A 19,210-nucleotide genomic window follows, 5' to 3' on the forward strand; every position below is an offset into this window, starting at 1 on the left:
AACCCCTCGCGTGATCCTCCCGAAGGTCAGGGACCCCCGTTTCGTGACGATCCGCCGCGGTGGGACCCTCACCGACGCGGACCACCATCTGCTCGCCCTCTGGGCGGCGGACTGCGCGGAGCACGTGCTCGGCCTGTTCGAGGCTGCCCGGCCCGAGGACCCGCGGCCCCGCGAGGCGATCGAGGCCGCCCGTGCCTGGGTGCGGGGCGAGCTGAAGATGATGCAGGCGCGCGCCGCGGGCGGTCACGCCATGGGTGCCGCCCGGGATCTGCGGGGCGCGCCCCGGTTCGCCGCCTACGCGGCCGGCCAGGCCGCGGTGGTGGCGCATGTCGCCGCGCACGAACTGGGCGCGGCCGCCTATGCGATCAAGGCGGTGCGGGCCTCGGTGCCGAAGCAGGAGAGCGAGGCCGCGGGGCGGCGCGAGTGCCGGTGGCAGCGGGACCGCCTGCCGGAGGCGATCCGCGAGCTGGTGCTCGACGACCAGCGGCTGCGCAACGACATCTGCTGGTCGGTGTTCGACTGCTGAGCGCCTGTCGGTCCCCGTGGGCTGCCCCGGGGCGACACACGGCGGCGCCCCGCCCGGTCGGTGACCGGTGGGGCGCCGTCGTCGTGTCCGTCCGTGCGCTGGTGGTTCCGTGGCGGCCACGCGGCCGCCCGTGCGCAGGTACGCCCGTACGCCGCCGGTGACTACTCGATGACGAGGTCGACCGGGATGTTGCCGCGGGTGGCGTTGGAGTAGGGGCAGACCTGGTGGGCCTGCTCGACGAGCTTGCGGCCGGTCGCCTCGTCCACGTTCTCCGGCAGCTCCACGCGCAGCGTCACCGCGAGTCCGAAGCCCTCGCCCTGCTTGCCGATGCCGACCTCGGCGGTCACCGCGGCGTCGCTGACGTCGATCTTCGCGGCCCGGCCGACCAGGCCGAGGGCGCTGGCGAAGCAGGCGGAGTACCCGGCGGCGAACAGCTGCTCGGGGTTGGTGCCCTCGCCGGAGCCGCCCATCTCCTTCGGGATGCCCAGCTGGAGGTCGAGCTTGCCGTCGGAGGAGACGGCACGGCCCTCGCGGCCGTGGGTGGCGGTGGCGACGGCGGTGTAGAGCGCGTCCATGGGTGAACCCATCCTCTCGTCGGGGCGCGTCGCATCGGCGACAGCGGGGGGCCTCGTCGTGCCGTTTCCGGCGCGACGTCATCGAGTAGAGCACACAATTCGGTTTGACGCAATTAGATTGCGCGCAACTCAATGGCCCGCAGAGGGCTACCCTGGAGGCATGACACCGAGCTCCGCCGACGACTGGCTCCGCCTGGACCAGCAGATCTGCTTCTCCCTGAACGCGGCCTCCCGCGCCTTCAACAGCGTCTACCGCGTGATCCTGAAGGATCTCGGGCTCACCTACCCGCAGTACCTGGTGATGCTGGTGCTCTGGGAACACGGCACCCTGCCGGTGAAGAAGCTCGGCGAGCATCTGCGGCTGGACTCCGGCACACTCTCGCCGCTGCTCAAGCGACTGGAGGGGGCCGGCCTGGTGCGCCGGGAGCGCAGCGCGCACGACGAGCGGTCGGTGGAGGTGCGGCCCACCGAGGAGGGGCTCGCACTGCGCGAGCGCGCCCGCGAGGTGCCTCGTCGGATCGCCGCCGCGACCGGTTTCGATCCGGCCAGGATCCAGTCCCTGCGCGCCGATCTCGACCGGCTCACCGAGGCCCTGGACGCGGCGGCGGCCACGGCCGCGACCAGCGAAGCGTGACGAAACGCCCCGGAAGGGGCAGAAGTCCCATGACCGGCCCGCCACCCCCAGGGATGCCAGGGACGCCATGGAATACCTCCACGCCGCCCAGGTGGCCGTCGTCGTCATCGGGTACGACGACGCCGCCCATGTGACCGACGCCGTGCGCTCGGCGCTCCGCCAGGGACCGGCCGTACGCGAGGTGATCGCGGTGGACGACTGCTCCTCGGACGGCAGCGCGGACCTGCTCGCCCGGCTCGCCGAGCACGAGCCCCGGCTGCGGGTGATCCGGCTCCCGGCCAACAGCGGCGGCTGCGGCACCCCCCGCAACACCGGCCTGGACGCGGTGACCGCGCCCTATGTGATGTTCCTGGACAGCGACGACGTCCTCCCGCCCGGCGCGGTGGAGGCCCTGCTCGCGGCGGCGACCCGGGCGGGCGCGGACGTCGCGGCCGGCCTCTGCGTGCGGCGGGAGCTGCCGTCGGGCCGCGAGGTGCCCTGGGAGCCGGAGCTGTACACCGCTCCCGCCGCCCCCTCCGTCGTGGACCGCCCGGCGCAGTTGCAGCGACTGGTCCGCGACACCCTCTGCGTCAACAAGCTGTGCTCCACCGCGTTCCTGCGCCGGCACGCCGTCCGCTTCCCCGAGGGCCGCTTCCCCTACGAGGACATCGTCTTCACCGCCCGTCTGTGGGCCGCCGCCCCGCGCGTCGCCCTCGTCCCCGACCGGGTCTACATCTGGCACGTGCGCCGCCAGGCGCCACGCCTGTCCATCTCGCTGGACCGCGCCGGCATCGCCAACTGGCAGGCCCGCACCCGTGCCTGCCGCACGGCCTACGACATCCTGCTGGGGGCGGGTCACAAGCGGCTCGCCCGGGAGGCGCGGGCCAAGTTCCTCGACCACGACCTGCGCATGTACGTGCGCGAGCTGGGGCTGCGCGAGGAGGGGTACCGCCGGCAGTGGTGGGCGCACACCCGGGACGTCCTCGCCGAGTTCGACGCGGCCGACTGGGCCCGGGACCCGGTCGCGCCCGGCCGGCTGATCGGGCGGGTGATCCTGCTGTCGCCCGAGCCGCGCGACCTGCCCCGGCTGGCGGAGCTGGCCGCCCGCCCGGCCCGCCTGTGCCCGCCGTACGCGCGCGCCGCGGACGGCTCGCCCTGCTGGTCCCCTGACCTGCCCGCGGTCGGCCTCGAGGGGCTGCTGACCCGCCCGGTGCGGCTGCTCCCGGTGGCCGTCGACGCGGAGCTGCGGCCCTCCGTACGCGGCACCCGGATGCGGCTGCGCCTGCACGAGCTGTACGGGCGGGTGGCGCGTGCGGAGCCCGAGGAGGCGGAGGTGGAGTGGCGCCACCGGGAGGTGGCCGGCGCGGTGGTGCGCCGCACGGTCCCGCTGCGCCCGTCCGGCCGGGGCACGTGGGTCGCGGAGACGGCCCTGCGCCCGGCCCGGCTGGCCCGCCTCGGCACCGGCACCTGGGATCTGCGTCTGCTGCTGCGCTTCAGCGACGGGGCGACCCGCACCACCACGGCCCACGCCCTCACCGGGCCCGGCCTGCTGCGGCGCGGCGCGGTGCCCAGCCTCCGGCACGGCCTGGTCCTGCTCCGCCCCTACGCCACCACCTCGGGCTCTCTGGCCCTGCGTGTGGCGCCCGGCCTGTCCGGCGCCGCCTCGCTGCTGCGCACCCGGCTGCGGCGGCTGACCGGTTCCGCCTGACCGGTTACGCCTGGCCGGTTCCGCCTGACCGGTTGCGCCCGGCCGGTCCTGCCTGACCGGGACCGCCTGGCCGTTCCTGCGGCTACAGCGCCCTGAGTGCCGCCGTGGTGGCGCGGGCCAGGGATGCCAGGTAGTCCTTCGGCAGTTCGGGGGCGCGGATGACCACCGAGCGCCAGTAGAGAGGGCCGGAGATCAGGTCCAGGGCGAGGTCCTGGTCCAGGCCGGGACGGAGGTCGCCGCGGGCCGCCGCCGCGGTGACGATGCCCCGGGCGACCGAGTCCTGGCCTTCGCGCAACGCCTTCTGCAGAGCCTGTGCGATGTCGGGATTGCGGGCCGCCTCGGCCTGCAGGTCGGGGATGATCTGCGAGGCCAGGGGGTGGCGCAGGGCGCGGGCGGAGACCTCGTAGAGCAGGCGCAGATCCTCCTCCAGACAGCCCGTGTCGGGCACGGGCAGGCCCTGGACGGCGAGGGCGGAGACCAGGTCCAGGACCAGGTGCAGCTTGGAGCGCCAGCGGCGGTAGACCGCCGTCTTGCCGACGCCCGCGCGGCGCGCGATCCCCTCGATGGACATGCGGGCGTAGCCGACCGCCGCGAGTTCCTCGAAGACGGCCGCGCGGATCGCCTGGGTCACGTCCTCGCGCAGCACCGCCGCCCCCGCGGGGGCCCGGCGGCGCGGACGGAGGCGCGGCTGCGGCTCGTCGGCGTTGGTCGTCATGCGCGCAAGCATAGGGCCGGTGGCGTTACGACGATACGGTTGCGTTCCGACGGTGGGCGGACTTACGCTCACGTTTCGACGATACGGTCCCGTCCCGACGTGTTCCGTCGACGTGACCCGCCCCGACGCGCCCGCGTCCCGGTATGGCGCGGCCGTCACCTCATGCCCCTCCTCCAGCGAAGCCCAGCGAGAAGCCCCCAGGGAAAGCAGCGGACGTGAGTCAGGTCCTTCACACACCACCCCCCGCACCGGCCGCCCCCGCGCCGGTCCCCGCCGCCGAGCACGACCTCGCGGCGCTCGCCGCCCGCCACGGCCTGAGCGTCAGCGGCGCCCGCCCCTCGCTGCCCGGCTATGTCCGCCAGTTGTGGGCGCGCCGGCACTTCATCACCGCGTTCGCCACGGCCAAGCTCACCGCCCAGTACAGCCAGGCCAAGCTGGGCCAGCTCTGGCAGGTGATGACTCCGCTGCTGAACGCGGCGGTCTACTACTTCATCTTCGGCGTGCTGATGCAGACCAGGGACGGCGTCCCGGACTACGTGCCGTTCCTGGTCACCGGCGTGTTCGTGTGGACGTTCACGCAGAGCTCGCTGCTGGCCGGCACCCGCGCCATATCCGGCAACCTGGGTCTGGTCCGCGCCCTGCACTTCCCGCGCGCCGCGCTGCCGCTGTCGTTCTGCCTCCAGCAGCTGCAGCAGCTGCTGTTCTCGATGGCGGCGCTGGCGGTGATCCTGCTGGCCTTCGGTGTGCCGCCGGCCGCCTCCTGGCTGCTCGCGGTCCCGGCGCTGGTACTGCAGTTCACCTTCAACGCGGGCGTGTCCATGATCCTCGCCCGGATCGGCGCCAAGACCCCCGACATCGCCCAGCTGATGCCGTTCGTGCTGCGCACCTGGATGTACGCCTCCGGCGTGATGTTCAGCATCGACCACATCGTCGCCAAGCACGGCGACGGACTGCCGTCCTGGGTGGGCCCGGTGCTGCAGGCCAACCCGGCCGCCGTCTACATCGACCTGATGCGCTTCGCCCTGATCGACAGCTTCCGAGCGCACCAGCTGCCCGACCACGTCTGGCTGATCGCCACCGGCTGGGCGCTGCTCGCCGGCATCGGCGGCTTCATCTACTTCTGGAAGGCTGAGGAGACCTACGGCCGTGGCTGACATCGCACCGGACACCGCACGCGAGCGGATCCCCACCGTCATCGCCGACGGCGTCGACATCGTCTACCGGGTCAACGGCACCGGCGCGGGGCGCGGCTCCGCCACCGCCGCCCTCAACCGCATTCTGCGCCGCAAGCAGGCCGAGAAGGCGGCCGGGGTGCGCCGGGTGCACGCCGTGCGCAATGTGTCCTTCGTGGCGTACCGGGGCGAGGCGATCGGCCTGATCGGCACCAACGGCTCCGGCAAGTCCACCCTGCTGAAGGCCGTCGCCGGGCTGCTCCCGGTGGAGCGGGGCCGCATCTACACCGACGGCCAGCCGTCCCTGCTGGGCGTGAACGCCGCCCTGATGAAGGACCTCACCGGTGAGCGGAACGTGATCCTCGGCGGGCTGGCGATGGGCATGTCCCGCGAGGAGATCAAGGCGCGCTACCAGGAGATCGTCGACTTCTCCGGCATCAACGAGAAGGGCGACTTCATCACCCTGCCGATGCGCACCTACTCCTCCGGCATGGCGGCCCGCCTGCGCTTCTCCATCGCCGCCGCCAAGGACCACGACGTGCTGCTCATCGACGAGGCGCTGGCCACCGGCGACCGGAAGTTCCAGAAGCGGTCCGAGGCCCGCATCCGCGAGCTGCGCAAGCAGGCCGGCACGGTGTTCCTGGTCAGCCACAACAACAAGTCCATCCGGGACACCTGCGACCGGGTGCTGTGGCTGGAGCGCGGCGAGCTGCGCATGGACGGGCCGACCGACGAGGTGCTCAAGGAGTACGAGAAGTTCACCGGCGACGGCGCGAGCAAGAAGCCGGCGAAGGCCTGAGGCCCACCCACACTCCCCCGCGGGGCGCACACCAGGCAGCCCATGCGTCGCATTGATGCCACTATGACCCGTATCACCCGAAAGGGAGTCCCCCGCAGTGCGACGGCGAGACGGAGGAGCGCCCGATGCCCGAGCTCAGCGTCATCGTCCACGGCCCGAACACGCAGGACCACCTCACCGGTCTGCTGGACTCCCTCGCCGCGCAGCCCCTCGCCGGAGTCGAGGTCGTCGTGGCCGCCGTCGGCGACTGGGCGCAGGAGACCGCCCAGCGGCACGCGCCCGAGCTGCGCATCCTGCCCCTGCCCGAGAGCACCGGCGACGCGGCCTCCCGGGCGGCCGGGGCCCGGCTCGCCACCGGCCGCCGGCTGCTCTTCGTGCACTCCAAGGACGGGCTGCCGCCCGGCAGCGTCCGCACCGTCGCCGAACGCGCCGCCGAGCTGCCGGACACCGTGGACGTGCTGCTCCTCGACCATGTCCGCAGCTCATGGCGCGCCTCCTCGCTGCCCTCGCCGGACGGCCCGCTGCTGGCCCGGGCCGGCCGCACCGGTCTCGCCCTCGACGACAACGCCTACCTGCTCCGGCTCACCCCGCTGCTCGGCACCCGCGTACTGCGCGCCGGCTTCTGGCGCACCCACGAGGCACGGCTCAACACCGACGACGAGGCCTACGCGGCGCTCGCCGCGCTGCTGCTCGCCGACCGCCTGGCCTGCCTGCCCCACCCGGCCCTGGAGGACCGCAGGCTCCGCCCGGCCAGCCTCCCGCCGCCCACCCCCGAGCAGCGCTACGCCCTGATCCGGCGCTACGAGTCGCTGCACGCCCTGGCCCGCGAGCGCCCGGCCGTCCGGTCCGTGCTGTACGAGGTGATGGTCCGGGACCTGCTGCGCACCTTCGCCCGGGGCGGCATGCCCGAGGAGGTGGCCCGCGAGTTCTTCCGGCGCGCCTCCCGCGCCGCCGTCCGGCTGCGCCCCGAGGGGCACCAGCGCCCCGCGGGCCCCGAGGGCGTGCGCCGCGCCCTGCTGGAGCAGGGCGCCTACCGCCGGTACCGCGCCTTCCAGGCCGCCAACCGGGCCCGGCGCACCGTCCGCTCCACGGTACGCACCCGCGGCCGGCGCCTGGGCACCCGGCTGCGTGAGGAGCAGTACCGCCGTGCCCTGCACCGCCCCGTCGACGAGCACCTGGCGGTGTTCGCCGCCTACTGGAACCGCGGAGTCGCCTGCAATCCCGCCGCCATCGCGGCCAAGCTCGCCGAACTCGCCCCGCACATCCACCCGGTGTGGGTGGTCACCGCCGAGAACACGGCGCTGCTGCCGCCCGGCACCGACCACGTCGTCCCCGGCACCCGCCGCTACTGGGAGACCCTCGCCACCGCCAAGTACCTGGTCAACAACGTCAACTTCCCCAACTCGGTGGTCAAACGCCCCGACGCCGTGCACGTCCAGACCCATCACGGCACCCCGCTCAAGCGCATGGGCCTGGACCAGATGTCCTACCCGGCGGCCGCGCAGGGCCTGGACTTCCAGGCGCTGCTCGAGCGCGTCGACAAGTGGGACTACAGCATCTCCAGCAACAGCCACACCACCCGGATGTGGGAGCGCGCCTACCCGTCCCGGTACGTCTCCCTGGACTACGGCTATCCGCGCAACGACATCTACTACACCGCCGGCGCCGACGAGATCCGCGCGGTGCGCGAACGGCTCGGCATCGCACCGGGCCGCCGCGCCGTCCTCTACGCGCCCACCCACCGCGACTACGAGGCCGGCTGGACGCCTCGCGTGGACCTGGCCGCGCTCGCCGACCGGCTCGGCGAGGACACCGTGCTGCTGGTGCGCGCCCACTACTTCTACACCGGCACCGCCTCCCCGCTGACCGGGCTGCGCCGCTCGGGCCGCATCATCGACGTCTCCTCCTACGACCCGGTCGAGGAGCTGTGCCTGGCCGCCGACGCGCTGGTCACCGACTACTCGTCGATCATGTTCGACTACGCCAACCTGGACCGCCCCATCGTCATCCACGCCGACGACTGGGAGACCTACCGCACCACCCGCGGCGTCTACTTCGACCTGATCGCCGACGCGCCCGGCCCGGTCGCCCGCACCCAGGGGCAGCTCGCCGAGATCCTCACCACCGACGCCTGGCGGGACGAGAGCGCCGCCAAGGCGCGCGCGGTGTTCCGGCGCAGATTCTGCGAGTACGACGACGGCCGCGCCGCCGAACGCGTGGTGCGCCGGGTCTTCCTCGGCCAGGACGAGAGCGAACTGCCGCCGGTGCTGCCCCTGGAGCAGCGCACCCCCGCGCCGGCCCCGGAGGAGGTGGACGCGTGACGCCCCCGCCCGATGTGACGGTGACGGTCATCGTGCACAACGACGCCGAGCGCCTGCCCCGCGCCGTGGCGTCCGTGCGCCGCCAGAGCCACCGCGACCTGGAGATCGTCATCAGCGACGACCACTCCACCGACGCCACCCCCGAGGTCGCCCGCCGCCTCGCCGCCCAGGACCCCCGCGTCCGCTATCTGCGCCTGCCGGAGAACAGCGGCGGCTGCAGCGCCCCGCGCAACCGCGCCCTGGAGATCGCCCGGGCGCCGTATCTGATGTTCCTCGACAGCGACGACGAGCTCCCGCCGGACGCCGTCGCCTCCCTGCTCGCCGCGCACCGCGAACGGGACATCGACTTCGCGATGGGCGCGGTGCAGCGGATCCGCGTCGACACCGGGCGCCGCTCCACCTGGATGCCGCACCTGGTGCAGGAGCGCCGCACCCTGGACGGCATCGAGGCCGACCCGCGGCTGTTCTTCGAGCACCTGGCCACCAGCAAGATGTACGCCCGCGCCTTCCTGGACCGGCACCGGCTGCGCTTCCCGGAGGGCATCCACTACGAGGACCAGCTGTTCTCCGCGCAGGCCTACTGCCTGGCCGAACGGTTCACGATCATCCCCGAGCCCGTCTACGTCTGGTACGTCGCCCCGTACGCCTCCTCCGACACGGCGTCCATCTCCAACCAGCGGCACCGCATCGCCAACGTCCGCGACCGCGTCCACGTCCAGCGGCTCATCGACGCCTTCCTCGCCGACAGCGGGCACCAGGCGCTGCGCGAGGACAAGGACCACAAGTTCCTCAAGCACGACTTCCGCATGTACGCCGGTGACCTGCCCTACCGGGACGACGCCTGGCTGGAGGCCTTCGCCGACGTGATGAACCCGTACCTGGACACCCTCTCCCCCGGCGCCTACGCCCGGCTGCCGCGCGCCGAACGGGTGGTGCTCCAGCTGGTGCGCGACCGCCGGCTCGACGAGGCCCGGCTGGCCGCCCGGGGCCTGGGCCGCGGGGTCGCCCCGCGCCGGGTGGTCACCGACCCGGAGGGCCGCACCTACTGGGGCGAGCGCGTCCCCGAGACCGAGGCCGCCCGCCGCGAGCTGGACCTCACCGACCTGGACCTGGACACCCGCCCGTTCTTCAGCGCCCAGTTCCGCCACGAGATCACCGAGATCGTCCGGGGCCCCGGCGCCTCCGTCGACCTGACGGTACGCACCTACGACCCGGCGCTGCGGCTCCCGGTCGGACCCCAGCGCGCGGCCCTGCTCATCGCCCCCGGGCCGCGCCGTCTGACGGTGCCCTTCCGGATGGACCCGGTCCGCCCGGGCGTCTTCGAGGGCCGGGTCCACTTCGACATGGCGACCGCCCCCCTCTCCCCCGCCGGCTTCGCCGGCACCCGCCACCCCCTCCTCCGCCTCACCCACCAGGGCCAGGCCAACACGGGCCTCCTCCTGGCCCCCCTCGACTTCCCCCCGCTGACCACCCGCGTCCCCTACCACTCGGGCGCCGCCCCGCATCGCGTCACCATCGAACCGGAGGGGCACGGCCCCGGTCGTCTCCAGGTCCGCTGGGAGCCGGTCGGAGTGACGGCCCGCGTCCTTCGCCCGGTGGTCCGCAAGGTGGCCCGCCCCGGGGTGAAGCGCGCGGTCCGGCTGGTGGCGAGCGCGGTGCGGTGAGGCACCTGCGGAAGCACGGCGGGGCCGGTCAGGGCCCCGGCACCCGGTAGAGCACCTGGCCGTCCGGGCCGGTGGCGACCGGGCGCAGGCCGGTGTCGTCCAGGACGTGGTAGGCGTCGACCACCCAGCGGGCCCCGTAGGTGCGCTCGACGTCCCGGCGTACGGCAGCGGGCGTGCCCGGGGTGAAATAGCGCTCGACGGCCGATGTGCGGCGGTCCGCGTCGGGCAGGAAGACGTCCGGGTAGCCGGGGGCGACCGTGTAGGGGCCGTAGGCGGGGATGCGGCGGGCGGGATGCTTCTCCGCCAGGACCACGTCTCCGTAGCGGACCCACGGGGTGATCCAGTGGTAGCCGTTCCACGGCTCGCGGTACCGGGCCTCGACCGGCGCGGGGAGTGCGTCGCGCGGCAGGACATAGCCAAGGGTCCCGGACTGCACCCAGGCCCCGGCCAGCAGCACACCGGTGAGGAGGACCGCCCACGCGGCCCGCAACCACCTCCGGCCCGCCTCCAGCGCCTCCAGGGCCAGGGCGAGCTGGGCCGGGATCAGGGCGGCGGGCAGGGCGCGGCCCCATGAGTGGCGGCCGGTCAGCCAGCCCGCCGCGACGAACAGCAGGCCCAGGGCGAAGAAGAGCAGCAGCGGGTCCCGCGGGTCGCGCCGCGCCCGCGCGGCCAGCGCGGCCACTCCGGCGAGCACCAGGCCGTAGCGCACGGGCCAGTCCCGGTACAGCCCCCGGTGCGTGTCCGCCAGGTCGTCGCCGGCGCCGACGAGCGCGAAGAAGTCGTAGTACGGCCAGGCCGCCAGCAGCGCCGCGCCCAGCAGCAGTGCCGCCGCGAGCTGCGGCCAGGGAATGCTGCGGGGGCGGCGGACCGCGAGCAGGGCGGCGAGGGCGCCGATGCTGGCCACGACGCCGGTGAACTGGTGGCAGAGAAGGACGACCGCCCAGACGGCACCCAGGCCGAGCCACGTCCCCCACCCTCCCGCGCCCCTCAGCGCGGTGGTGAGCCGGGCCCACAGGTGGAAGGCGAGGCCGAGCGCGAAGGTGCTCGGGTACGACACGGTCAGCGCCAGCGAGCCGAGCCCGGGGAAGCCGCTCCAGGTGTACGCGGTGGTGCCCCACACCAGCAGCAGGCTGAGCAGCCCCAGCGCGGGCGCCGCCCGGTGCGCGCTCAGTGTCCGTACGTACCGCCACACGCCGGTCACCAGCAGGGCGAGCCCGGCCACGGCGGCGATCCGCAGCACCACGAAGACCGACCAGCCGCTCGCCCGGGCGAGCAGCCCGAGCAGCAGCATCCAGGGCGAGTAGTACGGGCTCGGGGTGTCCGCGTCGACCAGCGGGTTGCCCGGGTGGAGGGGGTCGTGCCGCAGCCGCTGCAGGGTGGCCGCGTGCATGCCCAGGTCACCGGCCCAGGGCAGCCGGACGATCACCGCGAGCAGCAGGACGACCACGAGTCCCGCGGCCGTCCAGGACACCGCGGCCGCCCAGGGCACGGGCACGGCGGACCGGTAGCGGATCCGGGTGCTGACGGACACCTCACAGACATGCCCACAAACCAGACATGTCCACCGCTTCTGGGTGCGAGCCCCACCGAAGGCAGCACAACGCGGGGGCGCCCCGGGCCGGCCGGACCCGGGGCGCCCTCACATCGACGCGGCCGCTGTCTAGGTGTGAGCCCGCAGCAGGGTGCGCATCGTCCGCATGGCCACCGACAGGTTGGCCAGGTCGAAGCTGTCCGAGTTGTGAATCTCGTCGAGCGTCGCGCGGGCCCGGGCGAGCAGCGCCGCATTCTTCTGCTCCCACAGCTTGAACCGCTGGTGCGGGGTGTCGGAGCCGTTGCCGACCGCCAGCACGTCCGCGGTGACCGCCGCGTGCGCCGCGTACAGGTCCTCGCGGATCGCCGCCCGGGCCATGGACTGCCAGCGGTCCGCGCGCGGCAGCTCGATGATGCGGTCCATCAGCTGGGTGATGCGCAGCCGGTCGGCGAGGTCGTAGTACACCTCGGCGACCTCCAGCGGCTCCTTGCCCATGCGGTCGGCCACCGAGACGATGTCGAGCGTCGGGAAGGCCGAGGAGAACCCGGCGACCCGGGTGGCCAGCTCCTCCGGGACCCCGGCGTCGGTGAGCTCGTCGTGGATCTTCTGGTACCAGTCCAGATCGGCGCCGCGCAGCAGCTTCGGCAGCTGCGACCACACCTGCTCGACCCGCTCGGAGAAGAAGTCGACGGTCTCCTGCAGCTCGAGCGGCTGCGGCCGGTTGTTGAGCAGCCAGCGCGTGCCGCGCTCCACCAGCCGGCGCGAGTGCAGCCGGATGCGGGTCTGCACCTCGGCCTGCACCTTGTTGTCGAGCTCCTCCACGGCGTCCCACACCACCGAGGAGCGGAAGATGGCACGGGCCGCGGTCTGCGCCCGGACGATCTCCTCGAGCGAGGCCCCGGTCTCCTCGCGCATCCGGTGCAGATAGGTGGTGCCGCCGGTGTTGACCGTGTCGTTGACCAGCACGGTGGTGATGATCTCCCGGCGCAGCGGGTGGCTGTCGATCCGCTCCGGGAACCGCTCGCGCAGCGCGCTCGGGAAGTACGCGTGCAGCAGGCTCTTCAGATACGGGTCGTCGGGCAGCGAGGTGTACAGCAGCTCCTCGGCGACCGTGATCTTGGTGTAGGCCAGCAGGACGGCCGTCTCCGGGCCGGTCAGGCCGTGCCCGTTGGCGAGCCGCTCCCGGATCTGCCGGTCGGTGGGCAGGAACTCCAGCCCTCGGTCGAGTCGGCCCTCGCGCACCAGGTGCTTCATGAAGCGCGCCTGGGCGTGGACCATGTCCTTGGACTGGGCGAGCGCGTTGGCGATGGCGGTGTTCTGCGCGTAGTTGTTGCGCAGCACCAGCCGGCCGACCTCGTCGGTCATCTCCGCGAGCAGCTTGTTGCGCTGCTTGACGGTCATGTCGCCTTCCGCGACCAGACCGTTGAGCAGGATCTTGATGTTGACCTCGTGGTCGGAGCAGTCGACGCCCGCGCTGTTGTCGATGGCGTCGGTGTTGATCCGGCCGCCGTGCAGCGCGAACTCGATCCGGCCGAGCTGGGTCAGGCCCAGGTTGCCGCCCTCGCCGACGACCCGGACGCGCAGGTCCTTGCCGTCCACGCGGATGGCGTCGTTGGCCTTGTCGCCGACGTCCGCGTGGGACTCGGTGGAGGCCTTGACGTAGGTGCCGATGCCGCCGTTCCACAGCAGGTCCACCGGCGCCTTGAGGATCGCCCGCATCAGGTCGGCCGGGGTCATCTTGGTGACGCCCTGCTCGATGCCGAGTGCCTCGCGGATCTGCGAGTTGACCGGGATGGACTTGGCGGAGCGCGGGAACACGCCGCCGCCCGCCGAGATCAGGTCGGTGTTGTAGTCCTCCCAGGAGCTGCGGGGCAGCTCGAAGAGCCGGCGGCGCTCGGCATAGGAGGTGGCGGGGTCCGGGTCGGGGTCGATGAAGATGTGCCGGTGGTCGAAGGCGGCGACCAGGCGGATGTGCTCACTGAGCAGCATGCCGTTGCCGAACACGTCACCGGACATGTCGCCGATGCCGACCACGGTGAAGTCCTCGGTCTGGGTGTCCAGACCCAGTTCCCTGAAGTGCCGCTTGACGGACTCCCAGGCACCCCGGGCGGTGATGCCCATGCCCTTGTGGTCGTATCCGGCGGAGCCGCCGGAGGCGAAGGCGTCGCCGAGCCAGAAGTTGTAGCTCTGGGCGACCTCGTTGGCGATGTCGGAGAAGGTGGCGGTGCCCTTGTCGGCGGCGACCACCAGGTAGGTGTCGTCCCCGTCGTGCCGGACCACGTCCGCCGGGGGCACGACCTCCCCGCCGACCATGTTGTCGGTGATGTCCAGCAGCGCCGAGATGAAGGTCCGGTAGGCCGCGATGCCCTCGGCCATCCAGGCCTCGCGGTCCACGCTCGGGTCGGGCAGCTGCTTGGCGACGAAGCCCCCCTTGGCGCCGACCGGCACGATGACGGTGTTCTTCACCATCTGCGCCTTGACCAGGCCGAGGATCTCGGTCCGGAAGTCCTCGCGCCGGTCGGACCAGCGCAGACCACCGCGGGCGACCTTGCCGAACCTGAGGTGCACGCCCTCCACCCGCGGCGAGTACACCCAGATCTCGTACGCCGGACGCGGCGCCGGCAGGTCGGGGATGGCCTGCGGGTCGAACTTCATGGAGACGTAGTCGTGCGGCTTGCCGCCGGACGCCTCCTGGAAGAAGTTGGTGCGCAGCGTCGCCTTGATCACCGTGAGGAAGGAGCGCAGGATGCGGTCCTCGTCGAGGCTGGCGACCTGGTCGAGGGCGGCGTCCAGCTCCTCGAGCAGCGCGTCCACCAGCTCGTAGCCGGCGCGCTGCCGGTCCGGCGACATCCGGGCCTCGAAGAGCGAGACCAGCAGCCGGGTGGTGTGCACGTTGTTGCGGAGGGTGTCCTCCATGTAGTCCTGGCTGAAGGTGGAGCCGGCCTGCCGCAGGTACTTGGCGTACGCGCGCAGCACCATCGCCTGCCGCCAGGTCAGCCCGGCGGCCAGCACGAGGGAGTTGAAGCCGTCGTTCTCCGCCTTGCCGGTCCAGGTCGCGGCGAAGGCCTCCTGGAACCGCTCGCGGGCGTCGTCGCCCAGGTAGTCGGCGCCGTCCGCCTTGGGCATGCGCAGCCCGAAGTCGTAGATCCAGGCCACGCTGCGGTCGGCGCAGCGCAGCTCGTACGGCCGCTCGTCCACGACCTCGACGCCGAGCCGCTGCAGCACCGGCAGCACCGCCGACAGCGAGACCGCCTCACCCTTGCGGTAGATCTTGAAGCGCCGCTCCTCGGGGGCCGCGCCCACCGGCTCGTACAGACTGAGCTCGAAGTCCTTGTCCTCGCCGAGCTGCTCCAGGCGCACCAGATCCGCGACCGCGCTGCGCGGGGTGTGGTCGGCCTTGTAGCCCTCGGGGAAGGCGTTGGCGTAGCGGCGCAGCAGCTCTGCGGCGTGCTCCTCGCCGAACTCGGCGATCAGCGCCTCGCCGAAACCGTCGGCCCAGGAGCGGGCGGCCTCGACCAGGCGGGCCTCGATGCGCTCCTTGTCGGCGTCGGACAGCTGCGGCAGCTCGGTGCCCTGCGGTACCCGCACCACGAAGTGCAGCCGGGACAGGATCGACTCGGTGTTCCACGCGGTGAAGTCGACGCTGGTGCCGCCGAGCTCCTCCTTGAGGATGTCGATGATCCGCAGCCGGACGCCGGTGGTGTAGCGGTCGCGGGGCAGGTAGACGAGGGCGGAGTAGTAGCGCCCGTACTCGTCCTGGCGCAGGTAGAGCCGCAGCCGGCGGCGCTCCTGCAGATACAGCACCGAGGTGACGATGGACCGCAGCTCGTCGACCGGCGTCTGGAACAGCTCGTCGCGCGGGTAGGTCTCCAGGATCTGCAGCAGGTCGCGCCCGTCGTGGCTGTGCGGGGAGAAGCCGGCCTGCTCCAGGACCTGCTCGACCTTGCGCCGGATCACCGGCACCCGGCGGACGGACTCGGTGTAGGCGGCGGAGGAGAACAGCCCGAGGAAACGGCGCTCACCGATGACGTTGCCCTCGGCGTCGAACTTCTTGACGCCGATGTAGTCCAGGTACGACGGCCGGTGCACGGTCGCCCGGCTGTTCGCCTTGGTCAGGATCAGCAGCTTGTGCTCACGCGCCTTGGCGCGGACGTCGGCGGGCAGCCGCTCGAAGGAGGGGCTGACGGGGTGGCCCTCCTCGGTGGCGTGGTGCGGGTCGGAGCGCAGGATGCCGAGACCGGTGCCGGGGATGGCCGCGAGGGAGTCGTCCTCGCGCAGCTCGTACTCGCGGTAGCCGAGGAAGGTGAAGTGGTCGTCGGCGAGCCAGTGCAGCAGCTCGCGGGCCTCGTCCACCTGCTGCCGGGGCACGTCGTCCGGGATGGGCTCGTCGGGCAGGGAGTCGGCCAGCGAGGTCGCGGCCTGCCGCATCTTCCCCCAGTCCTCCACGGCCTCACGGACGTCGGAGAGCACCCGCAGCAGATCGGCGGTGATCTGCTTCAGATCGCCGCGGTCGGTCTCGCGGTCGATCTCCACGTGGATCCAGGACTCGACGTGGGCGTCGTGCGGAAGGCTGTCGGCGGCGGGCGGGTCGGTGAGGATCTCGACGAGCTTGCCGGTGACGTCACGGCGCACCACGATCTGCGGGTGGATCACCACATGGATGCCGCGGCCCTGCCGGGTCAGCTCATTGGTGACGGAGTCGACGAGGAAGGGCATGTCGTCGGTGACGACCTCGACCACGGAGTGGCTGCAGGTCCAGCCGTTCTCCTCGACGGTCGGCGTGTGGACCCGCACATTGGCCGTGCCCTGCGGACGGTTCTCGGCCAGCCGGAGGTGCGAGACAGCGGCTCCGAAGATGTCGACCGGGTCGCGGTCGACGAGGTCCTCCGGGGCGGTGTGCAGGTAGTAGCGCTGGAGGAACGCGAGCACGGATTCCCGGTCGGGCATGCCCTCGTCCGCCGTCCCAGTCGGTAGTTTCCCCCCGGCCGGGCTGTTCTCAGCTACCCGGGCAGCCCGATCGAGCAGCTCGGCCTTGGCTTCGTCCAGCTTGGTCTGCATTGTCCTCTGGCTCCTGTCGCGCGCCGTTGCGTGACGTAGAAGGAAATACGGTCTCTGCCCTGGCGGTGCGGTGATACGACACGGGGTGTCCGGTCTGTTCCGACGCTATGCCGCGAGGTGAGATGAGCGGGGGGATATGAGCCACATTTGAGCTGCCGGCCGGTCTCGGCCGTGGCACCGGCAGGTGGATGGATGGCGTCCCGGGAGTGCTGCGCGCCCCCTCCCGCCCGCGAGGACCAGCGATCGCCGCCCGGGCACGGATGTCGTCCGTGCACGCCGGGCGCAGGGCGGGGACACCGATGTCCCCGCGAGCTATCGCGCTGATCACGCCACCAGGCTATCGCCCTGTGCAGGGGGCCCGTCATGAGCCGTATGTGTACAAAACCGGGGGGTGAACTTTGACGTTCTGCACAGTGCGGGCCCCTTGCGGGGGGCGTATCGGCGCGGGGAGGCGCGGTACCCCGCAGCGGGGCCGCACCACTGCCCGCAGCCGCGCACGGCGCTCGACCGGCCACCGGTCCTGGCGTGCCGCAGGCGCGCGCGGCGGGCAGGGGACGGGGTGGTGGTGTCCGCCCGCAGCGGCCGGCGCGTCAGCCGCAGAACCCTTGAAGCGACCGATTCCGCGCCAGACCGAGGACACACACCACCACCCCGGCCCCGACGCACCCACCCCCCGCAGGCGCTACACGCACCCCCACCGGAGCCGCAGCCGCAGGCATCGGACAGCAACCCCCACCGGGCCGCAGACACAACCGAACGCGCACCGCCACGAGTCACCCGCAGACACCGGAGATCACGCACCCCCACCCACCCGCAGGCACAACCGAACGCGCACCGCCACGAGTCACCCGCAGACACCGGAGACCGCGCACCCCCACCCACCCACAGGCACAACCGAACGCGCACCGCCACGAGTCACCCGCAGACACCGGAGATCACGCACCCCCACCCACCCGCAGGCGAGACCGAACGCCCACCCCCACCGGGCCGTCGGCCGCAGACACAACCGAACGCCCGCCCCCACCGGGCCGCGGGCCGCAGGCACAGCCGAACGCACACCCCCGCCGGGCCGCACCCGAGCGTCATGCCGCCAGGCGCTCCGCCTCGGCCACGGCCTCCGCCAGCGTGTCGACCACAGGGACGCCGACCGCCTCCAGGCTGGCCCGCCCGTGCGAGCCGCCGGTGTACAGCACCGCCCGCGCGCCCACGGCCCGCGCGGCCAGCGCGTCGTCCGCCGCGTCGCCGATCACCACCGTCCGCGCAGGATCGACATCCCCCAGCGCCGCCACATGCCGGACCATGTGCTCCGCCTTGCTCCCCCCGGAGGGCCCCGTCCGCCCGTCGACCCGCACGAAGTGCGGCTCGATCCCGAAGGCCCTCACCAGCGGCACCAGCTCCTCGTGCCCGTACATGCTCAGGATGGACTGACTCCGCCCCGCCGCCGCCCACCCGGAGAGCAGGTCCTCCACACCCTCCGCCAGCGAGCACAGCGCCCGGTGCTCCGTGTAGTGCCGGTGGAAGGTCGCATCCATGACCTCCCACTCCTCCTCGCTGGGCAACCGGCCCAGCAGCCGCTCGTAGAACTTCGGCACCGGCACGCAGTACAGCTCCCGGTACCGCTCCAGCGTGATCGGCTCCAGCCCCAGCTCCGTGAAGGCCGCGTTCGTCGCCCCGATGATCGCGTCGACGTCGTGGAACAGCGTCCCGTTCCAGTCCCAGACGATGTGCGCGTTCGCCTGCATCCCCATGAACGCAACCTACCCGCCCTCACCGACAATCAGGAGAACGGCAGGTCAGCAGCACCTTGCGCGCGTGCGCTCCCGCTTCTGCGCGCTCGCCCTCAGCCGGCCTCGCCGGAACCGACGAGGTTCGGGATCTCCTGCGTGGCGTACCAGAGCAGCTCGTGATCCTCCGCACCGTCCACGACGAACTGCGCGTCATCGTCCCCGGCATCCGCCGCCGCAAGCGCCTCGGCCGCCGCGCTCACATCCGCCTCCGCGTCCTCCGCGTCCACATGCACCGCGGCCGCCTTGGACAGCGCGACATCCCCGTCCACCCGCACCTCGCCCAGCGTGGCCGGGTCGAGCCCCGGCTCGGCCGAGGCCGCCTTGTCGGGCACGTCGACGGCGACCACGACCCGCCGCCTGGGCGCGTCGGGGTCCGCCGCCAGCAGCCTGAGCGAGGCCAGCGCCGCCCGGCTCAGCGCGGCGTACTCCAGCTCCTCGAGGTCCTCCGAGACGTACCACTCGCGCAGTGCGGGCGTGACGGCGTACGCAGGGAACGGCCCCTTCGCCAGCTGCCCCGTCCGGTACGCCTCGGCAAGCCCGGGAAGGGTCAGGGGGACGTAGACGCGCATGAAGGCCGCTTTCGTGGTCAGAACCGTTGACGGGGCCTTCAGGATACGCGCGGTCGGTCCCCCTTCGAGTTGCCCTCCACACCCCCGGCCCCGTCCACCACCGTCCGCCCCTTCACCCGCCTCGCCCGCTCCCTCTCGCGGTCTCCCCGGCCCCCGGCCACCCGGATAGGTG

13 protein-coding genes are annotated in these 19,210 nt (G+C 72.7%); 7 read left to right on the forward strand and 6 right to left on the reverse strand.

Features of this window, described 5'->3' with window-relative positions; all coding sequences use genetic code 11:
- Window positions 1–10 precede the first annotated feature (10 nt).
- Window positions 11–526, forward strand: a complete 516-nt coding sequence (locus HCJ93_RS27575; protein WP_167998572.1) for a putative immunity protein — start codon at window positions 11–13, stop codon at window positions 524–526.
- A 161-nt stretch (window positions 527–687) separates the two neighbouring features.
- On the opposite strand, the gene HCJ93_RS27580 is transcribed toward HCJ93_RS27575, so the two are convergent.
- Entirely contained in the window at window positions 688–1,101 is a 414-nt protein-coding gene (locus tag HCJ93_RS27580; protein ID WP_167998548.1) for an organic hydroperoxide resistance protein, read from the reverse strand.
- A 160-nt stretch (window positions 1,102–1,261) separates the two neighbouring features.
- On the opposite strand from HCJ93_RS27580, the gene HCJ93_RS27585 reads away from it, so the two are divergent.
- Together HCJ93_RS27585 and HCJ93_RS27590 are read left to right on the forward strand one after the other, a co-directional pair.
- On the forward strand, window positions 1,262–1,735 hold the full coding sequence (locus HCJ93_RS27585) for a MarR family winged helix-turn-helix transcriptional regulator (RefSeq protein ID WP_167998549.1): 474 nt from the start codon (window positions 1,262–1,264) through the stop codon (window positions 1,733–1,735).
- Between the two features lie 67 nt (window positions 1,736–1,802).
- On the forward strand, window positions 1,803–3,422 hold the full coding sequence (locus HCJ93_RS27590) for a glycosyltransferase family 2 protein (protein WP_167998550.1): 1,620 nt from the start codon (window positions 1,803–1,805) through the stop codon (window positions 3,420–3,422).
- 82 nt (window positions 3,423–3,504) lie between these two features.
- On the opposite strand, the gene HCJ93_RS27595 is transcribed toward HCJ93_RS27590, so the two are convergent.
- Window positions 3,505–4,149, reverse strand: coding sequence for a TetR/AcrR family transcriptional regulator (locus tag HCJ93_RS27595; RefSeq protein ID WP_167998551.1), 645 nt, complete (start codon window positions 4,147–4,149; stop codon window positions 3,505–3,507).
- A 203-nt stretch (window positions 4,150–4,352) separates the two neighbouring features.
- Here HCJ93_RS27595 and HCJ93_RS27600 point away from each other — a divergent pair, with 203 nt between their 5' ends.
- The 4 genes from HCJ93_RS27600 (at window position 4,353) to HCJ93_RS27615 (ending at window position 10,093) form a co-directional block, all read left to right on the forward strand.
- Window positions 4,353–5,291: an ABC transporter permease gene (locus HCJ93_RS27600; RefSeq protein WP_167998552.1), complete on the forward strand. Its 939-nt coding sequence runs from the start codon at window positions 4,353–4,355 to the stop codon at window positions 5,289–5,291.
- Window positions 5,284–6,108 carry an ABC transporter ATP-binding protein gene (locus HCJ93_RS27605; RefSeq protein WP_309141524.1) on the forward strand — a complete coding sequence of 275 codons (825 nt, stop codon included), beginning with the start codon at window positions 5,284–5,286 and terminating at the stop codon, window positions 6,106–6,108. Before HCJ93_RS27600 ends, HCJ93_RS27605 begins: the two co-directional genes overlap by 8 nt.
- Window positions 6,109–6,233: 125 nt before the next feature.
- Window positions 6,234–8,429, forward strand: a complete 2,196-nt coding sequence (locus HCJ93_RS27610) for a CDP-glycerol glycerophosphotransferase family protein (protein ID WP_167998553.1) — start codon at window positions 6,234–6,236, stop codon at window positions 8,427–8,429.
- Window positions 8,426–10,093 carry a glycosyltransferase family 2 protein gene (locus tag HCJ93_RS27615; RefSeq protein ID WP_167998547.1) on the forward strand — a complete coding sequence of 556 codons (1,668 nt, stop codon included), beginning with the start codon at window positions 8,426–8,428 and terminating at the stop codon, window positions 10,091–10,093. Before HCJ93_RS27610 ends, HCJ93_RS27615 begins: the two co-directional genes overlap by 4 nt.
- Window positions 10,094–10,121: 28 nt before the next feature.
- On the opposite strand, the gene HCJ93_RS27620 is transcribed toward HCJ93_RS27615, so the two are convergent.
- The 4 genes from HCJ93_RS27620 to HCJ93_RS27635 form a co-directional block, all read right to left on the reverse strand.
- On the reverse strand, window positions 10,122–11,624 hold the full coding sequence (locus HCJ93_RS27620; protein ID WP_373563622.1) for a hypothetical protein: 1,503 nt from the start codon (window positions 11,622–11,624) through the stop codon (window positions 10,122–10,124).
- 129 nt (window positions 11,625–11,753) lie between these two features.
- On the reverse strand, window positions 11,754–16,682 hold the full coding sequence (locus HCJ93_RS27625) for an NAD-glutamate dehydrogenase (protein WP_167998554.1): 4,929 nt from the start codon (window positions 16,680–16,682) through the stop codon (window positions 11,754–11,756).
- 1,082 nt (window positions 16,683–17,764) lie between these two features.
- Window positions 17,765–18,430 carry an HAD family hydrolase gene (locus HCJ93_RS27630; protein ID WP_167998555.1) on the reverse strand — a complete coding sequence of 222 codons (666 nt, stop codon included), beginning with the start codon at window positions 18,428–18,430 and terminating at the stop codon, window positions 17,765–17,767.
- 92 nt (window positions 18,431–18,522) lie between these two features.
- A complete protein-coding gene (locus HCJ93_RS27635; protein ID WP_167998556.1) occupies window positions 18,523–19,038 on the reverse strand; it encodes a DUF6912 family protein in 516 nt (171 codons plus the stop codon).
- Window positions 19,039–19,210 lie beyond the last annotated feature (172 nt).

Source organism: Streptomyces composti, from assembly GCF_012034205.1.
Classification (GTDB): Bacteria; Actinomycetota; Actinomycetes; order Streptomycetales; family Streptomycetaceae; genus Streptomyces; species Streptomyces composti.

Bases quoted from the DNA above. Each gene is read 5' to 3' on its own strand.
- HCJ93_RS27590 (WP_167998550.1), top strand. From the start codon at position 1,803: ATGGAATACCTCCACGCCGCCCAGGTGGCCGTCGTCGTCATCGGGTAC.
- HCJ93_RS27635 (WP_167998556.1), bottom strand. From the start codon at position 19,038: ATGCGCGTCTACGTCCCCCTGACCCTTCCCGGGCTTGCCGAGGCGTAC.
- HCJ93_RS27610 (WP_167998553.1), top strand. From the start codon at position 6,234: ATGCCCGAGCTCAGCGTCATCGTCCACGGCCCGAACACGCAGGACCAC.
- HCJ93_RS27625 (WP_167998554.1), bottom strand. From the start codon at position 16,682: ATGCAGACCAAGCTGGACGAAGCCAAGGCCGAGCTGCTCGATCGGGCT.
- HCJ93_RS27585 (WP_167998549.1), top strand. From the start codon at position 1,262: ATGACACCGAGCTCCGCCGACGACTGGCTCCGCCTGGACCAGCAGATC.
- HCJ93_RS27630 (WP_167998555.1), bottom strand. From the start codon at position 18,430: ATGGGGATGCAGGCGAACGCGCACATCGTCTGGGACTGGAACGGGACG.
- HCJ93_RS27580 (WP_167998548.1), bottom strand. From the start codon at position 1,101: ATGGACGCGCTCTACACCGCCGTCGCCACCGCCACCCACGGCCGCGAG.
- HCJ93_RS27595 (WP_167998551.1), bottom strand. From the start codon at position 4,149: ATGCTTGCGCGCATGACGACCAACGCCGACGAGCCGCAGCCGCGCCTC.